Raw genomic sequence first — 24,783 nt, forward strand, 5'->3', positions numbered from 1 at the left:
TTGTGCCTTGTCTGGAGCAATTTTAGCGATCAGCAGTGCCTATTTGCGAATGTTCAACACGCCCTAGATTGTATCAATTTAATTTTATCAGCTGGCTTTAGACTGCGCCGACGCTTGCTGGTTTTCTTTATAGATGGCGGCTTGGAGCCAAACGTTTGCTTGCACATAGTCGTGAACAGCAATCGCGGCAGTTTCAGGGGTGTTGAGGGCAGCGATACGCACGACGAATGGGTCGGCATCTTGCTCACGCAGGATCACTACATCAAACAACAAAATGGATTTGTCATTAAAAGTCGTTTCTTGCTTACCGAGCACTTGACCTTGGCACCATGCCTCGTCCTCTTGGCCTAAGGTGTCGCCAAATAAATACGCGCACATATGACCAAGGTTGATTTCGACAGGTGCCATCTGCTCTTTGGTCTCAGGTTGCCAGTTGCTGATTTGCTCTTGTAGGTCATCTGGGATTTGGCCGTCATTGGCAGCGACGATGTCATTAAAAGCACGGTGATAACGAATCGATTCTTGATCTTCCACCATCACCACTTCGTTTTGTTCGCTTAGCTGGATTTCGTGCGCCCATGCGCTAAAATTGACAAAATAACTGGTGTCTTGCTGATATAAATGGCGATTGGTGGTATAAAGTTGGTCAAAGGCATAAATGATACTGCCATCAGCCGTGCGTAAGCGCAAAACGGCGTCGTGCGAGTGATCGTTGGCAATGATCCGCTCGATTTTACAATGCAGCCCGTATGGGCTATCGACGCAGGGGTAGGCATTGATAAAGCATTCAGGCTTGCCATCTTTCATGGCCAGTACTTGATTGATGTGGCAAGGCTGGTCTTCTGAGAGCAGCAGACAGCTGTCTTTGGCACTGATGTTGTTGTTTAGGCCTTTGAGCATCGCCGCATGTTCGATCATCTTCTGTAGCCACTCTGGGACGTCGTTACTCATATCGTCTGTCAGAATACGCCAATGATCAGCATGGCCGGCTGATTGCTCGTCGCTCAAGGCGACTTTGGTGGGGGACTGGATGTTTTTATATTGGTAGTTGATGGTCATGAGATACTCAAAAATTAAGTCAGCGTGGGGTTTGGACCTAAAGTGACGGGCTTATATACCACTATATCATATCAGAATTGGGTGATGATAAGCTGCGACATTTTAGCGAGAGGTCAACAAACCGCAATGAATGAGGGGTTAATGACAATTGTCTTTGGCATATAATATATAGGTATTGCCGCAAGCAATAGCAAGCCCCTCATAAAAAATAATAACAAAAGTGAGTTTTTTCGCAAAAAAAATGGGCAGTTTGTGCGAATGACTGGCACATATAAGACAAATTGTGTCAAACTAGCTCCCTTTTGACGGCTGCGTTTGGCTCGTCTGAAACCCTATTTTTGTGTTTGATTTATATGTGGGTATGGTCAGTGTTCTTAGAAAATAGAGCGCGGCACCACCACTTGTTTTTATAACATATATAGAGTCGCACGTAGATAAGATAAAGAGTTTGAATATGTTTCGTCCTTTAGCGTTATTTATCGGCTTACGTTATACCCGCGCAGAGCGTAGTAATCGCTTCATCTCCTTTATATCGCTGATATCCATGATTGGTTTGACGCTTGGCGTTGCGGTATTGATCACGGTGCTTTCGGTGATGAATGGCTTTGATCGTGAGCTCAAGACCCGTATTTTGGGTATGGTGCCGCAAGCCACGGTGGTGTCATCAGAGATTATGAGTGACTGGCAGGATCTGGCTTCTCAGATCAAAGAAGATCCTGAGGTCGCAGCAGTTGCGCCATTTATCCAGCTACAGGGGATGTTGACTTCAAACGGCCAAGTCGCGGGTATTATGGTTACAGGTGTCGAGCCTGAATACGAAAAAGACGTCTCTATCATCAATGAGCATATGGTCGAAGGCAGTATTGATACCCTACAAAGCGGCGAGTTTAATATCGTGTTGGGTGAGGAGATGGTGCAATCGCTCGGGCTGCAGCTGGGTGATAAAGTCACGCTGGTCTTGCCAGAAGCCTCTCCGTCGCCTGCTGGCGTGATTCCGCGGTTTAAGCGCTTTACCTTGACGGGGATATTTACCATCAGTCCAGAGGTTGACAGCCTGATGGCGTTTATCCCCATGGGCGATGGCGCCAAACTGCTGCGTCTGCCAGAGGGCGCTCAGGGCGTGCGCATGAAGCTCGATGACATCTTTGCAGCCCCAATGGCAGCAGAAAAAGCGGCGGCCATCGCTCCTGAAAGGCTCTATCCCAGTGACTGGACACAGACGCATGGCAATTTGTTTGGTGCCATCCAGATGGAAAAAGCCATGGTCGGTTTGCTGCTGTTTTTGATCATCTTGGTCGCTGCGTTTAATATCGTCTCAAGCCTTGTGATGCTCGTCACTGACAAAAAAGCCGACATCGCGATTTTAAAGACTTTTGGCGCGTCACCACGTCTGATTACGCAGGTTTTTATGGTACAAGGTGTGGTGATTGGCTTTATCGGTACCATTGCTGGGACGGTATTGGGTATTATATTTGCCCTGACGGTCAGTGATATCTTGGGCTTTATCAATCAAAGCTTTGGGCTAAATCTATTTGATGCCTACTTTATCAATTATTTACCATCGCAGCTGCGTTTGACGGATGTGTTATTGATTACTACGGCCTCGTTTGTACTGAGCTTTTTGGCCACTATTTATCCAGCACGCCGTGCCGCTAAGATACAACCAGCGCAAACGCTGCGTTATGAGTGATAAACTTACCCAACTGTGCACGATATAAAATCAATAGCGATAGCAATAAAATAAAGGAAATACCATGTCTGCCATCTTAGAGGCAAAAAACATCAATAAAATATATGATGAAGGGGCGGTCAGTACGCAGGTATTGACAGGTCTGGATTTGACCGTCAATGCAGGCGAGCGTATCGCCATCGTTGGCACCAGTGGCTCAGGAAAAAGCACGTTGCTTCACTTACTGGGCGGTCTTGATACACCAACCAGTGGTGAGGTTTGGCTGCATGGCAAGTTGCTCAATAGCATGAATGAGACTGAGCGCGGGGCGATGCGTAATGAGTACTTGGGATTTATTTACCAGTTTCATCACTTGTTGGCAGAGTTTACCGCGGTCGAAAACGTCGCTATGCCGCTGCTGATGCGCCCAAAAGTATCGACGACTGATGCTCGAGACCAAGCCATTGCGATACTAAAGAGTGTCGGTTTGGAGCACCGTTTGACGCACAGACCAGGTGAGTTGTCAGGCGGTGAGCGTCAGCGAGTGGCGATTGCGCGTGCGCTGGTCACCAAGCCCTCACTGATCTTAGCCGATGAGCCAACGGGTAACTTGGACTATGACAACGCCCAGAGTATATTTGGGTTATTATCAGAGCTACAAAACACCATGCAAACGGCGCTACTGATGGTGACTCATGATCGCAGCCTAGCGGCACTGGCAGATCGTCAACTGCTACTGCGTAACGGTCATTGGGAAGCCTACTAACGCCCAAGTAGAGGCACACCCAAGCCAATAATAGACTAGGGCGTGTCTTTATTTCAAAAATGGTGATAAAAATGAGCTAAATCGCCGTCAAACAAGGAAAATAGCGCAGATAATATCGAGATATTAGTCAGCTATTTGACACCGTTTGGCCAGATTTAGCCATTTTTAGCCCATTTAGATGGCTATCGATTGAATTGAGGACACGCCCTAGAAGAGCTGATATAAAACTCCAATCACAAGCTGATCACTGACAGCGTTGCTTATGGTTAAAAAGGTGACTATGATGAATAAAGATGACGACCCAATCGCTGCGTTTGGTAGTGCCGAAGAAGGCAATGAGCCGTTGCAGCCGTATATCGATCCGGCGCTGTTTGACACCTTAGATAGACAAGCGCAAATAGAGATACTCACACCAATCTTTGATGCGATCACCATCGCAGGCGTGGACTACGACCTAAAGGTACAAGACAGCGCCACAGGCAAGCGCTATGTACTGCTCAATGATGACAAAGTGATTGAGGTCTTTGTCATGGACAGTAATCTGACCGACAAGGTCAAAAACGCCATCGATGCGCACAAAGCGCGTAAAGGCGAGCTATAGCGCGAAGGGCTGGCATGGGACGGCGAATTAGCGGTATTAGCAATAATAGAAGGACGGTATGACAGAGGCCGTATTAGGGTTTGTCATAAGGCGGTTGGTCTGAGGTATCTTGTTGCCGCTTTTGCCAACTAACGACGGTTTTGTAGCGCCAAATAGCCTTGAACGCCAGACCGCAAATAAGACTACTAACCACGGCCAATATCGTCAGGCCAAGACAAAAAGCGGTCAGTGATACCGTGCCTTTATAAGTGATAAAGGGGTTGGCACCGTCTGATAATGCCCATAAACTAAAATCAGCAATCATCCGACCGATCAATCGCAGGCTGATCATGGGTACATCGATGATTTTGGCACCGATATAATAGCCTGCATAAAATATCGGTAGGCTGGTCACAGGGTTGGTAATCCAAGTCAGGCCAAGCGCCATAGGGACGTTGGCACGAAAAATAAGCGAGCCGAGTAAGGCCAGCAGCATTTGTCCTGGTAAAGGAAAAAATGCACTGAGTACACCGATATAGACCGCCTTGTTTAAGCTATGGCGGTTAAAATGCCATAGACGTGCGTCAGCCAGCTGCGGGGCAAACAGTTTTAAGGTACGGCTTTCTAGGATTTTTTCTGGTGTAGGGAGCAGGTCTTTGAGACGTTTTTGGGGCACAGGATCGCCTTTCATCGTTAACGACAGTCCGCTCAAGCGCATTGATGGACTGAGATAAAGTAGTATTAATAATAAAAATCAGGCTAAAAGTTTTATTAGAATATAAAGGCTAACAATGCGAGATCATCCTTAGCGTAATATAGGCAATTAGTATAGGGTAATAGTCGTGTAAATGCTATTGCATGACGTGTCAGTCTGATGGGTTTATGATCAAATCCTCGAGCAAGGAGTGCTGGTGTATTGGTTGGTAGGTGGTTTGATTATCGTCGTGATGATGGGAGTGCTGGCCGTTGCAGATAGCATGCCAAGCGTCTCATCACTGGTTGATACCATTAATCCTTCAATATTAGCCCTCATACTAGTGGTGATGAGCCTTGCGCTTATTATGCTCTCTCGCCTTTATACACCTGCCACTCCAGCCGCGCAATCAACGCCATTTTCTTCTCAGACCTCCTCGCAGTCACCTGTTATTGAGTTATCCATTACCAAACGCCTTTTGCTCCTTGCCCGTCATATAGTGGTCGTGATACTGGCAGCGGGGCTAATAGGGGTTAGCGCGTTACAAGCACTGGTCAGTCACCAACAAGCGGAGTCGAGCAAAATCACTGCGCCACTACGCGTGCAAGCATTAGTGACAATCGAAGGTATCAGCGATAGTGTTTTGGATGCAGCTGCAGACACTGGCTATCGGCAGGTGGCAGTCATCACCCACCTCTCGCCTTTGGTCTCTGAGCTGACACCGCAAGATTTGGATAATATCACCGCCAGCCACTTAGCAGATGGACAATCACATACCAATAAAAATAGCCTAAGTATTAAAAGCAATTCAATCAATCTTGATACGCTGCACACCGATAGGCATCGCATATTGCTCAGTGCTTATCCTCAATCTTCACGTCGGCCAGAGGCGGCCAAGCAGTTTGCCAATCTCTCTCAGCTAAAACCAGGGGAGAGGCGGTGGATGAGCTTGGCGCTGTCTCCATTGGCGACGGCCAAGCAGGCAACCAGTAGCCCCTCTGGCTTTGACAGCTATCGCTGGTTGCGCGGTCGCCATATCGATGGAGTGGCGCGTGTACTGGTGACAGCGACGCAGCCTGTCAGTACTGCTGATACAGATCTGCTTGTAGCATCATCTTCTCTTTCTCATCTGTCGCGCGTGCGTACATATATCGATCGCGGACGCTGGCAGCTGCGCCAGCATTTTTATCAAGGCTGGCATGTGCTTACTGGCGATGAGCAACAAGCAAAGGCGGTTACGCTCAGCTTGCTGACAGGAGATAGGAGCCTTATCAGTCGCGATACCAAAGAGCTATACCAGCTGGCGGGCATCTCGCATTTACTGGCGATATCAGGCACCCACGTTTTGTTTTTGGCCATTGTGTTGGCAGGTGCAGCGGTGATGATAGTCAATCAGTTATATCCCGCCTTGTATCGTTACGTACCGCGCTGGCAAGTGCGCTGGTGGGTGATGATTGGTGCGGCTTTTGTTTATGCGCTATTTACTGGGTTTGATGTGCCTGCTGCTCGTACCGCCTGGATGCTATTTGCTATAGGACTGATGCGCCTGAGCTTATTGCCTGTTAGTACCATGCGGGTATTACTGGCGCTGGCTGTTCTTATGGCGTGGTGCGATCCTTATGTATTATGGCAGGCAGGCTATTGGTTGTCCTTTGTCGCAGTGGCGCTATTACTTAAGTATGAAGACAGATCATATCACCCTCATACATTGGCCAGCACGCAGACAAACACACCATCGTCGCATCAGAATGAGGCTGGCGGCAGGCTATGGCTGCGGCAGGGATGGGGCGTAGCCAAACGTGTCTTTAAGTTACAGTTTTGGTTGTTTATTGCTTTATTGCCCATCACATTGCTACTCTTTGGCAAGGCCTCATTATGGGGTCTTATCATCAATATGTTTGCCATCGGTTTATTCGGCTGGGTCATTGTACCGTTGAATTTATTGGCAGGCTTGATTTATCTGCTATCGCCGACGCTGGCAGATGGTCTATGGTCGTTTGTCACCGCCATTATCCTGAATTTGCATCAGCTAATCGATTGGTTGACGACATTGCCTGCATTGTCTGCCGCGTGGTTGTACACACCCATCAACATGGCTATCGTGCTAATGATGGTATTGGTGATATTGCCTTGGTTGTTGCCACGAGGGTTCATCAGTCGCGGGTTAGCACTGCCGCCTTTGGTGCTGCTCATGATGACGGTTTATGCCAATCAGCAATCATTGATGGCTGTACCGACGCTTTACTTATTGCCGACTGGCGATCAGTATATAAGCGCCAGTGTGCTGCAATACCCCATGACGGATGACAGTGGGGAGAGTGGTGAAGATGAAGTCAGTTGGTTATTTTTGGCAGATCACAGACCAAGTGATGCACCGACCATGCCAAGTAGGCTTACCGCAGAGGCATTGTCTGCCACTGTGGCGCAGCAGCTGGGTAGCTTATCAATAAAGCGCTTGCACGGTGTCGTTGTACAAAGTAGCAGCGCCGATTTGAGTCAAAGACAAATCAATGATGATCCGCCAAAGTCCTTGCAGGATTCTACCTCTGAGTTGTTGCCTCTGACAGTGCTGCAGCTATCGCAGCATTTACCGACTTATCAGTACTGGCAAGCAGGGCGCATCGATCGATGGCCAGCCTTGCAAGCCGCTTATCAAGTCACTCATCCCGCCGCGGCAAAGTCTTCTATCAGTGCGCAGCGCTGTGAGGAGGGCAAAACATGGCAATCGGCCAATAACAAGTTGTCCATCACCGCGATGACAGGTTGGCGTCAGATAGAGGACGCTAGCGTGTGGGACTGTACGATAGCGATCGATCTTAGCGGTATAAAGGGTAGCCGTATGCCGATACAAGTGCTTAGGTATAACGCCGCTGCACCGCTCAAATCTTCTGCTGCTAGCGTGCAAGCACTTCTTGATCGCTTAGCGACTCAGCCATCTGACTCATCACCGCCGCAGCGCCATACGCCGCCTGAACGCATCATCTTAAATGCCGATAGCCATGCACGAGTCTGGCAGTTATGGTCGCTGATGTGTACAGATGAGCGCGCAACGTCGGCACAGATTAGGTGGCTCGGTCACAGCACGTCGTCTGTCACCGCTGATGTACTAGAGCGCCAGCGTGTTGGGGTAGTTATCACGCATGATGATAAAATATTGCCAGCCGCACTGCCCTTAGAGACAAGAGATACAAGTATGGCGTCACCCTAATAAAGATGCTGCCATAAAAACAAGGTTTGGCCGATCAGTGTTACAATATGGTGATATTTCACCGTTATACTATGTTTTACCGTTATGCTATATTTCACCGTTATGCTATTGAACCATGCTAAAAATAGCACCATACTTAGCAGCACTATTCACAGCTGATATCAATGGATAAAGGCATCATGGGCAAAGTATCGCAGCCCATATGTGCTTATATGCTATTTTTTTTATCGTTTTAGATTGTTTCTGACTTAGGAAGTTATATGCCCAATTGGCCACCAGACCCTAACAAACGTCCTGATAATACCCCAAATCAGCCAACGCCAATACAGCAGCCAAGCCAACCAAGCGGGCAAGAATGGCGACTACTAGAAAATACCTTGTTGGCCAGTGTGGTTGAGCAGCGCCGCGCCCGTCGTTGGGGGATTTTCTTTAAGCTATTAACCTTTGGCTATATTTTACTTATATTTTTGACCTTGGGCCGTGGTTGCAGCAGCAAAGCGCCAACGGGGCTCGAAGGTGTCGATACCAGTAAGCCGCATCTGGCTGTGGTCGAGCTACAAGGGGTCATTAGCAGTGGCGATGTGGCCAACGCGTATGACGTCAATGAAGCCCTGACCCGCGCCTTTGAAAACAGCAATGCCAAAGCGGTCGCCTTAGACATCAATTCGCCTGGCGGCTCGCCCGTACAGTCTGATGAGATTTGGCAGACGATGATGGACTTGCGTCAAGAATATCCAGACAAGAAACTCTATGCCGTTATCGGTGATGTCGGTGCCTCAGGCGCTTACTATATCGCGTCTGCTGCTGATGAGATTTATGTCAATCCGTCAAGCCTCGTCGGCTCTATCGGGGTGATTATGCCAAGCTATAATATCGAAGGATTGATGGATAAGTTTGGTGTCGAAGACCGTACCATCACCGCAGGCGAGTACAAAGATATTTTAAGCTTGTCACGCCCACTTACCGACTATGAAGAAAATCATGTCGAAAAAGTACTGGCCAACACTCATAAGCACTTTATCAATGCTGTAAAAGAAGGCCGCGGTGACCGTCTAAAAAACCCTGAACAAAACAAACTATTTTCAGGCCTTTTTTGGACAGGTGAACAGTCCATAGAGCTGGGTTTGGCAGATAAAAAAGGCAGCATCGCCAGCTTAGAGAAGCAGCTAGAGCTAGACAATGTCGTCAACTATAGCCCAACCGATCCGTTCCAGCTCTTTATGGATCGCTTTGCTGTTAAGTTGGGCGCTGGCGTGGGTTCGAGCATCGGCCTTAATGTGTTGCCACAATCAGAGGGTAACGCGCAGATGCGCTAAGTACTGTATGTTTTCATACGATTGTGTATGATGGTTGAGGCTGGGCGTATGCTCAGCCTCATTAGTATGTCACCTTCATTATCTGCCATACCAATGACAAATAACGTAAACCATATAAATCATATAAACCACCATGTAAACCACATTGTCACATTTGATCAGGATCTGATGAGAGCTTGTTATGAATGATGAAGTCGAATTGCAGACCTTTAGCGCCGCACTGCCCATCTCAAAAATAACCCAGAAGCCTGTGCTGCATTTTGCCCATGCCAATGGTATGCCAAGCGCGGTCTATCAGCCGTAGAAGCCTGTGCTGCATTTTGCCCATGCCAATGGTATGCCAAGCGCGGTCTATCAGCCGTTTTTTGAGCATTTATCTGAGTTTTTTACCATTGAGTATATTGCCAGACTGGGCGATACTCCTGGCTATCCGGTGGATAATCATTGGCGCAGCCTGACGCAGCAGGTTATTGATAGCGTAAAAAACGCGTGTGACAAGCATGGCGTGACTCAAGTGGTGGCAGTGGGTCACTCGCTTGGCGCGATGTGTACCTTGCAGGCACTGTACCGCGCGCCTGAGCACTTTGCCCAAGCGGTGCTGATGGATCCGCCATGGATTTATGGCAAAACCAGTCTACTTTGGCATATGGCCAAAACAATAGACAGACTGCCGCTTATGAATAACCGCCTAATGGACGCATTGTCGCCCTCTGGGATATCGAAACGTCGCCGTGATGTTTGGGATAGCCGAGAGGCAGCCTACGAAAAAATGCGTCATAAAGGTTTTTTTAAGAATTTTGATGAGCGCAGCTTTCAGGGCTATATCGAGCATGGATTGCATGAGCGCGCCGATGGCAAGGTGACATTGGCCATCCCCAAAGCCAGTGAGGTGGCGGTATTTCGTACCAATCCTTCTTGGTATTGGCTGACGCCCAATCGTGGCCCTAAGGTACCTGTGACGCTGATTATCGGCGAGGATAGCTTGTTTTTAAAGCGCCACTTCCCGCAGCAGGTTCAATCGCGGCTAGGCATTGCGTACCAGACCCATGCAGGCGGTCATATGTTCCCACTTGAGTACCCAGAGTCAGTCGCGCAGCACGTACTATCATTGATTGAGCAGCAGTTAAAGCCTAGCGGCGAAAACCAACCACCTACACCGCGACAGATACAGGCTATAGTTGATTCTCAATAAAACAGATACATGATAGGTCAACGTGGTACTGGTATAAATTTTCCTTGCGAGCTGTGCCTGCGCTGCTCGATGCTGCATAAAAATTATCCCAGTCCCACTGTATCATTTTTATACTGAACTCACCATATAGGCTCTAAATAGCTAGGCAGTGTGCTACTTTAAGTGACGATTTATGCAAAAAAACACGACCATCGCCCATCAAGCCTCTATCACAAAACAACCGCCGCTGTTTTCGCGTTTGGGCGCGCTTGTGCTGACGGTAGGGGTGGTGATGGCGTTTTTTATCAGTCAGCTATTAGGGGTTTATATCGCTGGCAAGTTGGTATTGCCCACTGGTAAAAGCGCCAGCATGGCTGATATTTTTTATTTTGGCAGTAATGATGGCACGGTCGTCAGTCTCTCTATCCTCATAGGCTGTGTTTTGTTAGTCGCTATGAGCGGTTTGCTGATTGGTATCAGGGGCGGCAACGTACGGCACTATCTGGCACTAACGCCGTTTTCACTCGCAGTCGGCATAGGTATGCTTGGGGTGTTATTGCTGTTTATGATTGGCAGTCAGGCCTTGACGTATGTGTTGGGTGAGACGCCGCTGGTGTTTGTCGATCCGCTGTATCAGTCTGTCAGCTCGGTGTGGCTATTGGTGTTTGCAATGGTGATCGTCGCGCCTGTTTATGAGGAGCTGATATTTCGCGGGCTCCTGTGGTCGGCAATCGCTGAGCAGTTTATAGATACAGATAATTTATCACATTTATCGCCGCGCGGGGCAGTTGTTGCAAGCGTCGTGACCAGTTTGATATTTGCGGTCATTCATGTGCAGTACGGCGTCTATGAGATCAGTACCATTGTGGTACTGGCATTGATATTTTGTTATGCGCGTTTTAAGTCAGGCTCGCTGCTGCTGCCGATACTACTACATATCATCAATAATGGCGCTGCTATGTGGCAGTATCTGGCGCAAGTGGCTTAAGTATTAATTATTAATTGCCAATTACTGCGCGAAACACCACATTACTTAAGTTCATGTGGTATCAATCCATGTGGTCTTAATCAGTACGGCTATACATCAGGATTGAGCGCCAACACCTCATCAGCTGCCTGCTTGACATCGTCGAGCGTTAGCTGTGGTTTGCCGCTTAAGGCTTGTCGCCATTTACGCGCGCCCATCAGTCCTTGAAACAAACCCAGATAGTGCCGCGTCATCGTAGGCAGCGCTTCGCCTTTAGCGATTTGTGTTTCTAGGTAGGGGAGGAGCTGCGCCAAAATCTCTGAGCGCTTGGGCGTAGGCGCACCCCACAGACAATTGGCCTCTGCCAGCAGGTAAGGGTTATGATAAAACGCCCGCCCAATCATCACCCCATCGACGTGCTGCAAATGCGCCTCGATATCTTTGATGGTGTCGATACCACCATTGATCTCGATATCGAGCGTAGGGAAGTCTTGTTTGAGGCGGTACACATCGTCATAGCGCAGGGGCGGTATTTCACGGTTTTGTTTGGGGCTCAAGCCTTGTAGCCAAGCGGTGCGCGCATGGACAATAAAGCGTGTACAACCAGCCGCTGCTACTGTCTCGACAAAGTCCATCATAAACTCATAACTGTCAAAATCATCAATACCGATACGGTGCTTGACGGTCACAGGAATATCGACCGCAGCCTGCATATGCTTGACCAAGTCAGCAACCGTCTCAGGCTCCGCCATCAGACAAGCGCCTATTTTATTGTGCTGCACACGGTCAGATGGGCAGCCCACATTGATATTGACCTCATCATAGCCATACTGCTGGGCAAACTCAGCACACTGCGTCATCTCGCTATTGTCGGCGCCACCCAGTTGCAACACCAATGGATGCTCAAGCGCATCAAAGCGCAGATGCCGATTGCGATTGCCATGGATGAGTGCACCCGTGCTGATCATCTCAGTATAAAGATAAACATGCGGATTAAACAACCGCGCAAAGTAACGATAATCTGTCGTTGTCCAATCAATCATAGGGGCAACAGAGAGTCGTTTATTGCTCATATCAACCATAGGGGTGGGGCCTTAATAAAGAGTCGTTAAATATGTAGTAGTGGCTAAATGTATAAGCGTGGTTTGGTTTATGGGGTCTTAAGCGCATAAAAAAAGCGTCATGCAACTACCATGACACCGTATGTATCATCCATGATCCATCATTCATCATCTACAAAGCTAAGACACGACCGAGGCTGCGACCCGTTAGGTCGCGATTAGATTACATGCTCAATCTTTTTAAACTCGGGTAAGTTGTAAAAATAAAGGCCCATGATGATACCGATAAAACCGATAAATGCAACGTAGAGAGCCGGAGAGAAACTCACTAGAGTCGTGGCATAGCCGAGTCCAAAAGGAATCGATATACCGACGATGCCGTACGTGACATTATAACAAAGTGCCATACCAGTTAGGCGCACATTGGTCGGAAACAGCTGTACCAAGATAGCTGGCATCATGCCAATAATACCTGAGCAAAAGCCTAAGAGGGCGTACATGATCAAGATATAATCGCCACCAGCGTCTAAATGATAAAAGAAAGCAAAAATCATGGCGATAAGTAGCGCGGAGCCTGCGGCAAGAATTTTACCAAAGTTTTGGTAGTTCGATAAAATCCCATAAAAAACACAGCCAAAAATCATAAACACAATGCCCAGACTGTGTGAAAACCCAAACAAATCTGCATCTAGGTTAAAGCGCAGCTTGATCAAGTCGGGCAGCAAAATGACAACGACTGTGGTGATGCTGGAGAGGATTAAGGTCAAAATCATCCCAATAAAGACAGAGTGCTTGCAGTGCTTAGACAGCAGCGTCAAGGGTTTGGCGACATAGTTTGGTGGTTTTGATGCTAGCATGGCCGTAAAAAACGGCGTTTCACTGACCAAAAGCCCAGTATGGCTGCCACAAAAAACGGCAGTCGCCAGCCATAGTCGACCAATTGCTCAGTGGTCATAACGTTCGACAACCACATAAAAAACGCATTTGAAAACAACACACCCACAAAAAAACTGGCCGTGACATAACTACAAGCAACCGACAAATACTGACGGGGCACGTGCTCGGCCACAAATACCCAAGCCAAGGGCACATACAGGCCAAATGCCATTCCTTGTATGAGCCGCAGCAGGATAAACAAAGCAGGCGATATCAGTCCCCACTGTGCATAGGTCGGCAAACAAGCCATGACTAGCAAACTGATGGCACTGACGAGCATACTGACGAGTAAAGTAAACTTACGCCCTTTGATATCTCCATAGCGACCCAGCAAAACACCGCCGAATGGACGAGCAAGATAACCGACGGCAAACAGTCCTAACCCTTGTAGCCGAGCAACATTGGGATTGCTATTGACGGGGAACAGCGCCGATGCCACGATATCTGAGATATATAAATAAATCAAAAAATCAAAAAACGCGACGGCGCTACTAAAGCAAATAAACAATACCATGTTTCTATCTTTCGTAGACATCAGGGCATATTGAGAACGATTAGGCATAGTAAATCACGCATCCACACCACAAGCTAATGTGGTCGTTAAGCCGATTATCCTCTAGATAATCCGCATGATAAAAACTGACACCTCCCGATAAAAAAGGGAAGCGTCAAGACAGTAATATTCAGAGTGTTTCGCTAGTTTTAGCCCATTGAAATAATTATCGAGTGAATAAAAGCCCCGCCTGAGTACTACAATAACCAATCAATCGGCAACCAAGACATGATGGTCAGCCAGACATGGTCACTCATGTCGACTCGCGGCTCTGAGTCGTACACTACCTTTTCGCCGTTTTCTATGGTGTGCCACTGCAGGCGACCGTTATCTAGCAGCTTTACCTCATAAGCTTGATTGAGCAAGTCATCACTGAGCGCGCCATGCAGCTGTCTTGCCAGCTCGTCGTCGTTGATGATCACGCCCATCTCGGTATTGATATTGGCAGAGCGTGGGTCGACGTTATATGAGCCGATAAACACTTGATAGTCATCAACGGCAAAGGTTTTGGCATGGAGACTGGTTGAGGATTGACTGCGGGCTTTCCATAGCTTGTTTTCACGCTTTTCTTCACCAGCGGTGGATTTGAGCTCATAGATTTTTACGCCTGAGCGCAGCAGCGCAGGCCGCCACTGGCTGTAGCCAGAGTGCACAGCGGTGACATCCGTTGCATCAAAAGAGTTGGTCAAGATTTTGATATCGATACCAGCATTGGCCAGCTGTACTAAGGTGTTGACGCCGTCTTTGGTCGGGACAAAATAAGATGAGATAATGGTCAGTTTTTTGGTCGGGCTGCCAAGCAGGGTACGCAGTTGATGCACCAAATTGGTATCGGCAGGGACGGCCTTGCTCAGCTTGCCGACATCATCACTCAAAAACTGCATGTCTGTCCAACGAAACGGCACCCGCTTGCTCACTAAGTCCTCATCTATGGTCGACTCTTCAATCGCTGCTTTATAGACGGTCAAGCTGCTATTGGCATGGTGTTTTTCATCTTGACCAATCTTGTCTAGCGCTGCCAAAAAATCAGTGGCTGCGCCATCATCAAGGGTCGCGAGCGTCTCGATGTCAAACGACAGCGGCGACGACCAATAGCTGGCAAAACTATTATCAATATCGGCCACGACTTTGCCGATGAGCAAGACATCCAGATCAGCAAACTGGCTATTTTGATCGTTACTTAGGTATTCATTGCCGATATTACGTCCACCGATGATGGTAATCTGCTTGTCAAAGGTCATACTCTTATTGTGCATGCGCCGATTGATTCTAGGCAGGCCTGTGACGTAGTTTAGGGTTTGAAACTTACGGTGCATCAAGGGGTTGATGATGCGTACCGCGATATTTTGATGACTGGCAAAGCGCAATAAATGCTGATCAAATTCAGCATTATTATTAAAATCATCGAGTAGTAAGCGCACGATTACCCCGCGCTCAGCCGCTTCCCACAAGTCTTTGAGCATTAGCTGGCCGGCTTGGTCATTGTGCCAGATATAATACTGGGCATCGATGTTGCGGGTGGCCATACCCGTCAAGATGCTGCGAGAGGCAAAGGCATTGGCTCCAGTGACAATCGGGTGATAGCCTGATAAGTCTGGGTGGATATCGTTTTGTTCGCTGATGGCGGCGACCAAATCTGTTTGCTCGGAGGGTTTGCTGTTTTTTGCTTGATACAGTGCGTGGATGCGTGCAGACAGCGCTTGACTCTCGGGCAGGTGCGGCTGCTTGGGTAGGCTCTGACAGGCGCTCAGTCCCAATGTCAGTCCGAGGGTTAGGCTCAGTGAGAAGTTGGCTGGATCTATACTAAACATCGACATGACGGATTTACCTTAATGAGCCTGTATTTACGGATTAAGTCGTTTGCTGGGTGTGGTCGGACAGCGACCTTATCGTTACGCTGTCTATGACCACAAAAAATAGAGGTTTTGAAATAATAGCATTGATTAGCAAATCGATAATAGTACTGCGTCAGGTAAAATCTGAGACTAACTCGAAATCGACGCTAAGCTTAGCAGTTGTTGCTATATCTGCCTATTATAAATACGTTATTTTTGTTAAATGGCTCAGCGTATTGCAGCGTCTCTCCCAAAGTAATAATGGGTCTGGTACGCGCTCGTGTGCCGCTGGACTGAGTATGCAAAAATACGATTTAGCTGGCCTTTGAAACCAGATGTGTGGAATAAGTTGACATGCTATGATAAGGCGGATGGGTAAGATCGATAAAGATATGCCGTCATTTTACCAATCACCCCTTATCAATTTAAGGCGTGCCCTCATCAGCCCGTGTAGGTGATAATCGACTGAGTGGAGGACACGCCACAGTACTCACCAAGGCAATGGAAGATATATGAGTCAGTCGCACACGCAGAATGATAAAAACTTAAATACACTGGATCCAAACTGGCGCAGCGATGCGCTCGATTTAGGCCTTGATTATGGTATGCAAACCATCGCGGTACGAGCTGGGCACCATCGCACCGATGAAGGCGAGCATTCAGAGGCTATTTTTACTACCAGCTCTTATGTTTATGCGTCGGCCGCCGATGCTGCTGCGCACTTTAACGGTAGCAAAACAGGTAACGTGTACTCACGTCATACCAATCCTAGCGTGCGTACTTTTGAGCGGCGTTTGGCTGCGCTTGAGAATGGCGAGCGCGCGGTAGCCACCGCTTCAGGCATGGGCGCGATTTTGACCATGTGTTTGGCCTACCTAAAAGCAGGCGACCATCTGCTGGCGGCCAATCAGCTATTTGGCTCATCGACTGGGCTGTTTAATAATTACATGACAAAGTTTGGGGTCGAGGTCAGCTATGTCGATTGCTTCGATAATGACGCGTGGGCAAAAGCGGTGCAGCCAAACACCAAAGTGATATATTGCGAAAGCCCAAGTAATCCACTCGCGCAAATTTGTGATATTGGCTATTTAAGCAAGCTGTGTAAAGCCAATGGTATATTACTTGTCGTTGATAATTGCTTTGCGACGCCGGCGCTGCAGCGGCCGTTAGATTTGGGCGCGGATGTGGTGATTCACTCGGCGACCAAATATCTAGACGGTCAGGGCCGCGTGTTGGGCGGCGCGCTGGTCGGTAGTGATAAGCTGATGCAAGATGCCTTTACCGTGGTGCGCTCAGGCGGTATCAGTATGAGCCCGTTTAATGCGTGGGTCTTTACCAAAGGGCTTGAGACACTAAAGCTGCGTATGCAGGCGCACTGCCAAAACGCCAATCAAGTGGCAGAGTTTTTGGCTCATCATCCCAATGTCAGTACCGTGCATTTTTCAGGCTTAAGCGATCATCCCGCCCACGCGCTTGCCACGCAGCAACATCATATGCAAGGTGGCTACGGCGCTATCATCGGATTTGAGGTGAAGCCGCAAGCCCGCTCTGATGGTGGTATCAACGATGCAAAAGCAGCTGCTTGGCATGTGATAGACGCCACTAAAATGCTCTCTATCACCAATAATCTGGGCGATGCCAAAACCACCATCACTCATCCTGCCACCACCACCCATTTTCGCCTGAGCGCTGAGGCGCGTGCAGAAGCGGGTGTCAAAGACAGTCTCATTCGTTTGTCGGTTGGGTTGGAGGACGTGGCAGATATCATCAAAGATTTGGCGCGCGGCTTAGACAGTTTGTAAAGATAACGGTATAATCACCGTCAACGCATAAACATGACGTGATGAAAACCGACGCATTACGTTACGTATTTCCATAAAATACCAAGAGGCGATTATGAATATTCAAGCATTGATGCAACAAGCACAAACGATGCAAAAGAAAGTCGAAGCAAACGTTGAAAACGCCAAAAAAGAGCTAGCTAACAAAGAAGTACAAGCAGAAGCGGGCAGTGGTCTGGTCAAAGTCACCATGACTGGTCGTCACGTGGTCAAGCGTTTGACCATCGATCCTAGCTTATTAGAAGACGAGCCAGATATGATCGAAGACCTCATCGCTGCTGCGATCAATGATGCAGTACGTCAAGCCGACGAGCTATATGAGCAAACCATGGCGAGCGCGACCTCAGGCATGGGCCTACCACCAGGTATGCAAGGCTTGTTTTAAATAGCTCAAGGGCAGGCTAAGCAAAGCAAGTATCTGGCATGGTTTTAAAAAAACATGTGAAATATAAAGCCTTTAGCTGCCAAAAACAGCACGCTGAACACAAAAATGGGGTTGTTATCGACACGATACGACCCCATTTTTATAGCTACGATTTATACATGAAGTTAAAAAAGGAAGACACTTTGCTGACAGCCAAATTTGATCAGCTGGTCAAACAGCTGCGTATCTTGCCAGGCGTGGGACAAAAAAAAACACGCCCGCAAGGGATGGCGCTCGCGCAAGCGCTGGATGAAGCAATGCGAGATATCGTTGAGTGCCAGCGCTGCCATAGCTTCAGTGATGAGGCGATTTGTCCATTATGCCAAGATCCGAGGCGTGATGATGGGCTGTTATGTGTGGTCGAAACCGCCGCCGATGTGATGGCGATAGAGCAAACGGCAGGTTACCGTGGTCGTTATTTCGTCTTAGGTGGTCATCTGTCACCACTAGACGGCATCAGTGCTGATGATTTAAACATCGATCAGCTGGTGTGGCGAGTCAAACAGGAGCCAGTAGCAGAGCTGATACTGGCGACAGGTACCACGGTCGAAGGCCAGACTACCGCCCACTTTATCAGTGAAGCGGTCAATCGTCATGTCAGTAAAATCACCCGTTTGGCGCAAGGCGTACCGATGGGTGGCGAGCTTGAGTACCTCGATAGTATGACCCTCGGGCAAGCCATGCAAAACCGCTCTTTCTTATAGTATTTTCTATATCAATTTCATAAATTCTCTATAAAAGCCAAGTCTTGTCCATTTTATTTTGTGATATTGTTATAATGGTTTTGATATTCACTTTTATTAAGGCGCGGTTTAGCGTTTTATTTTCTTCTATTTCTGCAGGTATCTGCCCGTGTCCAACCATATCTCAACCGCTGTTACTCCATCCAATCATTCAGAGCCTGCGGCCACCGCTGACGAGCCGGCGACGCCAGTCAATACCGGTGCAGAGTCAGTAGACCTGCCGCCTGAACCTGACATTGATGCTTTATTAGATATCGCTGAAGACGCCGATGTAACATGGGTGCGTGAGCAAGAGGGTTTGGCTGACGTGATAGAGGCGTTGGCGACGTGCGGGCGCGTGGCGTTAGATACAGAATTTATCAAGCGTGATACCTACTATCCGCGTTTGGCTTTGGTGCAGCTCAACACAGGCGATCATATCTATCTATTAGACGCACCGCGACTACAATTGGACGATTTTTGGCAAGCCTTAACAGAGGTAGACGTAGCGATTTGGCATGCTTGCGGCGAAGATTTGGGTATTTTTTATCTGTTGTCTGGCTGTCCGCCTCTCACCAATATCTTTGATACGCAAATTGCGCTGTCATATTTGACGGGTCAATTACAAATGGGTTATCAGCAAGCGCTTGATGACCAATTAGATATGCATATCGATAAAGAACAAAGCCAGTCTGACTGGCTACAGCGTCCGCTATCGGATGAGCAAGAGCAATATGCGATAGACGACGTGCGGTTTTTGCCCGCGCTTTATCTAAGTCTTGAATACGAGCTAAAAAAGCAAGGTCTCTTTGACTATGTGTGGGAGGATTGTCAGCTATATGCCCGTGATCTCTATGACACGCAGCACATGGCCGATGATGAGATGTATCTTACGATGGCGGATTATCGTTATACCTCTGAGCAGATGGCGATACTACAGGCGGTAGCGACATGGCGCGAGGAGCTGGCGCGGGCGACCAATCAGCCGCGTACCTTTGTGATAAAAAAACAAGCTGTACGTGAAATTGTCACCGAAAAACCCAGCAACATGCGCGAGCTTGCGCACAAAACCACCATGCACCGCAGCATGCTACGCCTCTATGGTGAGGAGTTGCTCAAAGTGATTAAGGAAGCCAAAAACCTGCATCCTGCTGAGCATCCTGCCTGCTTGCTACCACCATATCGCTCCAAAAACAAAGTCCTATCAAAAGCGGTGCAGCAAGCGATCGAGGCGCACGCAGAAAAAATCGGTGTGCCTGCCAATGTCTTGATGCGCAAAAAATGGCTGGCGCAGCTCTATGAAATCATTGCCTTTGATAAAGACCTAACCGAGCTGCCAGAAGGGCTGCAAGGCTGGCGTCATAAATGGGTGATACAAACCTTGATACCGGTGATTAAAGAGCATAAAACCGAGCTACAGCAAGGGATGGGTATAAAAGCTTAAGACAGTCTCATCTATGAGGTTTGGTTGGGCTTAGTGTTTTTAATGTCGAGCATTTTTAGCGTTTAAACTGTCCATGTCGTAAAAAATATTGGGTCTGCTCGGCGACCGCTTTGTCGACCAGCATCCCAGTGTGCGAGACTGGTAGGACGATGTGGTCAGTTGCGGCCGCTATTTTAGTTTCTTCTATATATACCGTGCCATCGTGTAGTAGATGTTCTGCTGATGGTATGTTGTCTGTCTGACGCAGTTTGCGATTATGATACTGTAAAAACAGCTGACCCAAACCATAAGGGCGGTTGCCTGCTATCACGCCTAAGGTAATATGCTCCGGTAAGGGCGCGACCGTGCCATCTAGCGCATCGACGTACGAGCGCCCCACCACCGCTGGGGTCAAGCGCCAAATATAATCTGCACAAACACTACCTAAGTGCGGTGTCCCAAGCGTTACGCAGCGTCCAATTTGCCACTTGGGATACTGAGTGACGAAATCACGAATAATCAAACCGCCCAGACTGTGACCGACCAAATCGATTGGCTGGTCAGGGTAATGGTGCTTTTCTAGCCAGTCATTTAATCGCGCACTATTGGTTTTGATGCTATCACGCAGACTACGATAGCCAAATTGATGGGTGTCAAATCCTGCGGCTTGCAAGCGTTTGGCCAATGGCCGCATGATCCAAGCGGTTTGATGCAGACCATGGATGAGAATGACGCGGTTTTTTTGTGGCATGCTGACTTCCATTAAAAATAATATCCATTAAAAACGGGTGGTTAACAACTTGATGATATGAATAGTATAGCGCTAAATATCTCAAGCTAAATAAAAACCTCCAAATCAGCTACTGACTTGGAGGTTTGTTTTTATATTAATTGTTTATACTTAGTTGAAAACTACATATAGTTTTCGATGCTTGGGCAAGAGCACATAAGGTTCTTATCGCCATAAGCGTCATCGACACGTGCCACACTTGGCCAAAACTTATGAGCGCGGATGTATGGCAGTGGGAATGCAGCGGTATCACGGCTATATGGATGCGACCATTCTTCGCTGGTAATCATCGCCGCGGTGTGCGGCGCATTGACCAATGGATTGTCTTCTAATGTCCAACCATCTTCGCCAGCTTTGGCCTTCATAGCCTCAGCTTTGATAGATTTAAGTGCGCTGATAAAGCGATCTAACTCTTCTTTAGACTCAGACTCAGTTGGCTCAATCATCAACGTACCCGCAACTGGGAAACTCATGGTTGGTGAATGGAAACCATAATCCATCAAGCGCTTGGCGATATCGCTCTCAGTGATGCCAGTTTCTTCCTTCAATGGGCGAATATCGATGATACACTCGTGCGCAACGCGGCCGTTTTTGCCCGTATAAAGAACAGGGTAGTGGTCTTGTAGCTGAGTGGCGACATAGTTGGCATTTAAGAGCGCAAGCTCCGTGGCTTTTAGCAGACCATCGCGGCCCATCATGGTGATATACATCCAAGAGATGGGTAAGATACTCGCTGAGCCATAAGGCGCTGCCGATACCGCTGAGCAATCTTTTTGCGCGTTGTGTACAGGGCTTAGCGTATGGTTGGCCATAAAGGGGGCCAAGTGCGCCTTCATGCCGATAGGGCCCATGCCAGGACCGCCGCCGCCATGCGGGATACAGAAGGTTTTATGCAAGTTCATATGTAGTACGTCAGCACCGACATCAGCAGGCTGCATCATGCCGACCTGCGCGTTCATGTTAGCGCCATCCATATAGACCTGACCGCCATGCTTATGAATCAAGTCACAGATATGACGAATGCCTTCTTCAAACACCCCGTGCGTCGATGGATAAGTAATCATCAACGCACCTAGGCTTGCGCTATGCTCTTCACATTTTGCCGTCAAGTCCTCAATGTCTACGTTACCGTTTTCGTCAGTTTTGACGACGACGACTTTCATGCCCATCATCATGGCCGTTGCAGGGTTGGTGCCGTGCGCCGACTGCGGGATCAGACACACATCACGCTCTGTTTCGCCCAATGATTCATGATAGCGGCGAATGGCAAGTAGGCCTGCGTATTCACCAGAAGCGCCTGAGTTTGGTTGCATCGATACATCGTCAAAGCCGGTGATGGCCTTTAGCTGATCTTGTAAGCTATCGATCATGGCGATATAGCCGGTGACTTGGCTGCGCGGTGCAAAGGGGTGCACGTTGGCAAATTCAGGCCAAGTAATCGGTAGCATCTCACTGGTGGCGTTTAGCTTCATGGTACAGCTGCCAAGTGAAATCATACTGCGGTTCATCGCCAAATCTTTGTCTTCTAGCGACTTTAGGTAGCGCAGCATTTCGTGCTCGGTGTGGTGCGAGTTAAACACCGGATGGGTCAGGATGTCATCGGTACGCAAGTGCGTGCTATCGAGTGACACGCGGGCTTCTGCTGGCAAGTCATGCGTTTTACTGACAAACAACTGCGTTAGCGCCTTAAAGTCTTGCGCGTCGCTGGTTTCACTAAAGGCCACGCTCAGCTTGGTCGTACCTAGACGCCATAAGTTGTAGCCGATGTTTTCTGCGTTTTCAAAGATTTGGGTGGCTAGATTTTCTGAACCGCAATCGATGACCACGGTGTCAAAAAACTGCTCATGCACCACGGTTAGCTTGCTATCAGCCACGGATTTGATCACATCAGCAAAGGCAGTTGCAAACGCATGGATGCGAGTGGCGATACGTTTGACGCCGCTTGGACCATGATAAACCGCGTACATACCTGCAAGGTTGGCGAGCAATACTTGTGAGGTACAGATGTTTGAGTTGGCTTTTTCGCGGCGGATATGCTGTTCACGTGTCTGCAGTGCCATACGTAGCGCGGTATTGCCTTGCGAATCTTTTGACACACCAATGATACGGCCAGGTGCTGAGCGCTTGGCTTTGTCAGAGAAAGCAAAATAGGCGGCGTGTGGACCACCAAAGCCCATTGGAATACCAAAGCGCTGGGTGCTACCAAGTGCCACATCTGCGCCCATATCGGCTGGTGACTTTAACAACACCAAGCTCATGATGTCGCTGACGACGCTGACGTAGGTTTTGTTTTTCTTAACCGCGGCGATGACGTCGGTTAAGTCTTTTACATCGCCCTCAACACCGACGTATTGGAAAATCGCGCCAAAGTAGTCGCCTGATTTGGCGGTTTCAAAATCACCGACGACGACCTCCCAACCGAAGTACTTGGCACGAGTATTGATGACATCTAGTGTCTGCGGATAGATGCGCTCATCCACAAAAAACTGGTTGGATTTGCTTTTGCTCACGCGCTTTGACATCGCCATCGCTTCTGCCGCAGCCGTTGCTTCATCAAGTAATGACGCGCCTGCCATCTCTAACCCTGTCAAGTCGATACATACTTGTTGGAAGTTAAGCAATGCTTCTAGGCGACCTTGAGCGATTTCTGCTTGATAAGGCGTATAAGCGGTGTACCAGCCTGGGTTTTCTAGCACGTTACGCTGAATGACTGCAGGCATACGCACTGGAGAGTAGCCTTGACCGATGTAGCTTTTGTTTACCGTGATGTCGTCTGCCATGGTGCGTAGCTTGGCAAGTGCAGCATGCTCACTCATCGCGACTGGTAGATCAAGCGCTTTGTGCAAACGCACAGGCTCAGGCACGGTATCGTTGATAAAGCTTGCCATATCTTGATAACCAACGGCGCTGAGCAAGTCAGCTTGTTTGGCATCGTTTGATCCTAAATGACGATAGACAAATTCAGCTTCGTTAAATAATCCTTGGAAGGTATCAAACGTTGGGTTTTGAGAGATAGTCATGACATTCCTTGGTTAAGGGAGTGGTAAAGGAGATGGCTAAAATAACGGATATTAGTTATTAATATTAATAACTAATGACGGGTTTAGACGTAATGAACAAATTGATCTTGATCAAAGCGAAACTGGGTGTTGTAAATACCATTGTGAGCGCGCTCGCCTGCGCCAATCATCATGACGATATGGTGGTCGTCGCTTAAACCTAATAGTCGCTTCGTCGCAGGCTCATCAAAGCCGCCCATCGGACAGCTGTCAAAGCCATGTGCACGTAGTGCCAGCATCAGGTTTTGGGCGGCAAGCGCGGTATTGTTGGTGGCCCAGTTTTTGGTGTCTTCAAAGGTATAGTAAGGCGACTTAATCGGTCCTTTGAGACGTCTTGCGACCTGAGTTGCACCCCATTTGGCTGCAGAGACGATGTTGGCAGGGCCACGCAAAAAGTCTAAAGTGACGATTTTGTTGTAGTAGTCTTTTACCTTTTTTGGGACAGGTTTATCAGGGTATTCACGCAATATCTGCTGGGCGTGGTCTTGCCACACGTCAGTACGCGCCACCACTGCAATGAGACGCGCTGAGGTTTTTGCCGCGTTTTGGTTCATGCAGTTTTTTATCGCACGTTTGCGTGTGTCTGCATCATCGATGACATAAAACTCCCACGGCTGCAGATTGCTTGAGTTGGGCGCCAGCATGGCCAGACGCAGACAGTCTGCCAGTACGGCATCTGGTATCGGTGTGTCAGTGAAACGGCGCACCG

At 48.4% G+C, this 24,783-nt stretch carries 21 protein-coding genes; 12 read left to right on the forward strand and 9 right to left on the reverse strand.

From position 1 onward, the window contains the following. Nucleotides 1–87: 87 nt before the first annotated feature. Nucleotides 88–1,059 (reverse strand): hypothetical protein, encoded by a 972-nt coding sequence (locus NK638_RS07105; protein ID WP_274632455.1) that lies wholly within the window; start codon nucleotides 1,057–1,059, stop codon nucleotides 88–90. Between the two features lie 454 nt (nucleotides 1,060–1,513). Between NK638_RS07105 and NK638_RS07110 the strand changes: the two genes are divergently transcribed. The 3 genes from NK638_RS07110 to NK638_RS07120 all read left to right on the forward strand — a co-directional run bounded on the left by NK638_RS07110 (nucleotide 1,514) and on the right by NK638_RS07120 (nucleotide 4,095). After that, nucleotides 1,514–2,749, forward strand: a complete 1,236-nt coding sequence (locus tag NK638_RS07110) for a lipoprotein-releasing ABC transporter permease subunit (RefSeq protein WP_105245114.1) — start codon at nucleotides 1,514–1,516, stop codon at nucleotides 2,747–2,749. A gap of 64 nt (nucleotides 2,750–2,813) precedes the next feature. After that, complete coding sequence (gene lolD / locus NK638_RS07115; protein ID WP_075101090.1) at nucleotides 2,814–3,494, forward strand: lipoprotein-releasing ABC transporter ATP-binding protein LolD; 681 nt, start codon at nucleotides 2,814–2,816, stop codon at nucleotides 3,492–3,494. Between the two features lie 280 nt (nucleotides 3,495–3,774). After that, entirely contained in the window at nucleotides 3,775–4,095 is a 321-nt protein-coding gene (locus NK638_RS07120) for a hypothetical protein (protein ID WP_227680104.1), read from the forward strand. A 73-nt stretch (nucleotides 4,096–4,168) separates the two neighbouring features. On the opposite strand, the gene NK638_RS07125 is transcribed toward NK638_RS07120, so the two are convergent. After that, nucleotides 4,169–4,750 (reverse strand): DUF2062 domain-containing protein, encoded by a 582-nt coding sequence (locus NK638_RS07125; protein ID WP_274632456.1) that lies wholly within the window; start codon nucleotides 4,748–4,750, stop codon nucleotides 4,169–4,171. A gap of 235 nt (nucleotides 4,751–4,985) precedes the next feature. On the opposite strand from NK638_RS07125, the gene NK638_RS07130 reads away from it, so the two are divergent. From NK638_RS07130 to NK638_RS07150, 5 genes are all read left to right on the forward strand, one after another. Beyond that, nucleotides 4,986–7,976, forward strand: coding sequence for a ComEC/Rec2 family competence protein (locus tag NK638_RS07130; protein WP_274632457.1), 2,991 nt, complete (start codon nucleotides 4,986–4,988; stop codon nucleotides 7,974–7,976). A 260-nt stretch (nucleotides 7,977–8,236) separates the two neighbouring features. After that, complete coding sequence (gene sppA / locus NK638_RS07135) at nucleotides 8,237–9,292, forward strand: signal peptide peptidase SppA (protein ID WP_274632458.1); 1,056 nt, start codon at nucleotides 8,237–8,239, stop codon at nucleotides 9,290–9,292. 181 nt (nucleotides 9,293–9,473) lie between these two features. Then, complete coding sequence (locus NK638_RS07140) at nucleotides 9,474–9,596, forward strand: hypothetical protein (protein WP_274632459.1); 123 nt, start codon at nucleotides 9,474–9,476, stop codon at nucleotides 9,594–9,596. Between the two features lie 6 nt (nucleotides 9,597–9,602). Continuing rightward, a complete protein-coding gene (locus tag NK638_RS07145) occupies nucleotides 9,603–10,484 on the forward strand; it encodes an alpha/beta fold hydrolase (protein ID WP_274632460.1) in 882 nt (293 codons plus the stop codon). A 172-nt stretch (nucleotides 10,485–10,656) separates the two neighbouring features. Beyond that, nucleotides 10,657–11,451, forward strand: coding sequence for a CPBP family intramembrane glutamic endopeptidase (locus tag NK638_RS07150; protein ID WP_274632461.1), 795 nt, complete (start codon nucleotides 10,657–10,659; stop codon nucleotides 11,449–11,451). Nucleotides 11,452–11,540: 89 nt separating this feature from the next. Here the strand turns inward: NK638_RS07150 and dusA are convergent, their stop codons facing one another. The 4 genes from dusA to NK638_RS07170 form a co-directional block, all read right to left on the reverse strand. Continuing rightward, nucleotides 11,541–12,512, reverse strand: a complete 972-nt coding sequence (gene dusA / locus NK638_RS07155) for a tRNA dihydrouridine(20/20a) synthase DusA (protein WP_274632462.1) — start codon at nucleotides 12,510–12,512, stop codon at nucleotides 11,541–11,543. Between the two features lie 197 nt (nucleotides 12,513–12,709). Continuing rightward, nucleotides 12,710–13,348 carry a hypothetical protein gene (locus NK638_RS07160; protein ID WP_274632463.1) on the reverse strand — a complete coding sequence of 213 codons (639 nt, stop codon included), beginning with the start codon at nucleotides 13,346–13,348 and terminating at the stop codon, nucleotides 12,710–12,712. Next, entirely contained in the window at nucleotides 13,342–13,941 is a 600-nt protein-coding gene (locus tag NK638_RS07165) for an MFS transporter (protein WP_274632464.1), read from the reverse strand. Before NK638_RS07165 ends, NK638_RS07160 begins: the two co-directional genes overlap by 7 nt. Nucleotides 13,942–14,177: 236 nt before the next feature. Continuing rightward, nucleotides 14,178–15,797: a phospholipase D family protein gene (locus NK638_RS07170; RefSeq protein ID WP_274632465.1), complete on the reverse strand. Its 1,620-nt coding sequence runs from the start codon at nucleotides 15,795–15,797 to the stop codon at nucleotides 14,178–14,180. A gap of 530 nt (nucleotides 15,798–16,327) precedes the next feature. On the opposite strand from NK638_RS07170, the gene NK638_RS07175 reads away from it, so the two are divergent. The 4 genes from NK638_RS07175 to NK638_RS07190 all read left to right on the forward strand — a co-directional run bounded on the left by NK638_RS07175 (nucleotide 16,328) and on the right by NK638_RS07190 (nucleotide 20,246). After that, nucleotides 16,328–17,617: an O-succinylhomoserine sulfhydrylase gene (locus NK638_RS07175; RefSeq protein WP_274632466.1), complete on the forward strand. Its 1,290-nt coding sequence runs from the start codon at nucleotides 16,328–16,330 to the stop codon at nucleotides 17,615–17,617. A 94-nt stretch (nucleotides 17,618–17,711) separates the two neighbouring features. Continuing rightward, nucleotides 17,712–18,041, forward strand: a complete 330-nt coding sequence (locus NK638_RS07180) for a YbaB/EbfC family nucleoid-associated protein (protein ID WP_075101100.1) — start codon at nucleotides 17,712–17,714, stop codon at nucleotides 18,039–18,041. A 182-nt stretch (nucleotides 18,042–18,223) separates the two neighbouring features. Continuing rightward, a complete protein-coding gene (recR, locus tag NK638_RS07185; protein ID WP_274632471.1) occupies nucleotides 18,224–18,784 on the forward strand; it encodes a recombination mediator RecR in 561 nt (186 codons plus the stop codon). Between the two features lie 148 nt (nucleotides 18,785–18,932). Further along, on the forward strand, nucleotides 18,933–20,246 hold the full coding sequence (locus NK638_RS07190; RefSeq protein WP_274632467.1) for a ribonuclease D: 1,314 nt from the start codon (nucleotides 18,933–18,935) through the stop codon (nucleotides 20,244–20,246). A 55-nt stretch (nucleotides 20,247–20,301) separates the two neighbouring features. Here NK638_RS07190 and NK638_RS07195 read toward each other — a convergent pair whose 3' ends face one another. The 3 genes from NK638_RS07195 to NK638_RS07205 all read right to left on the reverse strand — a co-directional run bounded on the left by NK638_RS07195 (nucleotide 20,302) and on the right by NK638_RS07205 (nucleotide 24,781). Continuing rightward, nucleotides 20,302–20,976: an esterase/lipase family protein gene (locus NK638_RS07195; protein ID WP_274632468.1), complete on the reverse strand. Its 675-nt coding sequence runs from the start codon at nucleotides 20,974–20,976 to the stop codon at nucleotides 20,302–20,304. Nucleotides 20,977–21,137: 161 nt separating this feature from the next. Continuing rightward, nucleotides 21,138–24,035, reverse strand: coding sequence for an aminomethyl-transferring glycine dehydrogenase (gcvP, locus tag NK638_RS07200; RefSeq protein ID WP_274632469.1), 2,898 nt, complete (start codon nucleotides 24,033–24,035; stop codon nucleotides 21,138–21,140). Nucleotides 24,036–24,118: 83 nt separating this feature from the next. Beyond that, entirely contained in the window at nucleotides 24,119–24,781 is a 663-nt protein-coding gene (locus NK638_RS07205; protein ID WP_274632470.1) for a nitroreductase family protein, read from the reverse strand. Nucleotides 24,782–24,783: the final 2 nt, after the last annotated feature.

The sequence above is a fragment of the Psychrobacter sp. A3 genome, assembly GCF_028823565.1.
Lineage (GTDB): Bacteria > Pseudomonadota > Gammaproteobacteria > Pseudomonadales > Moraxellaceae > Psychrobacter > Psychrobacter celer.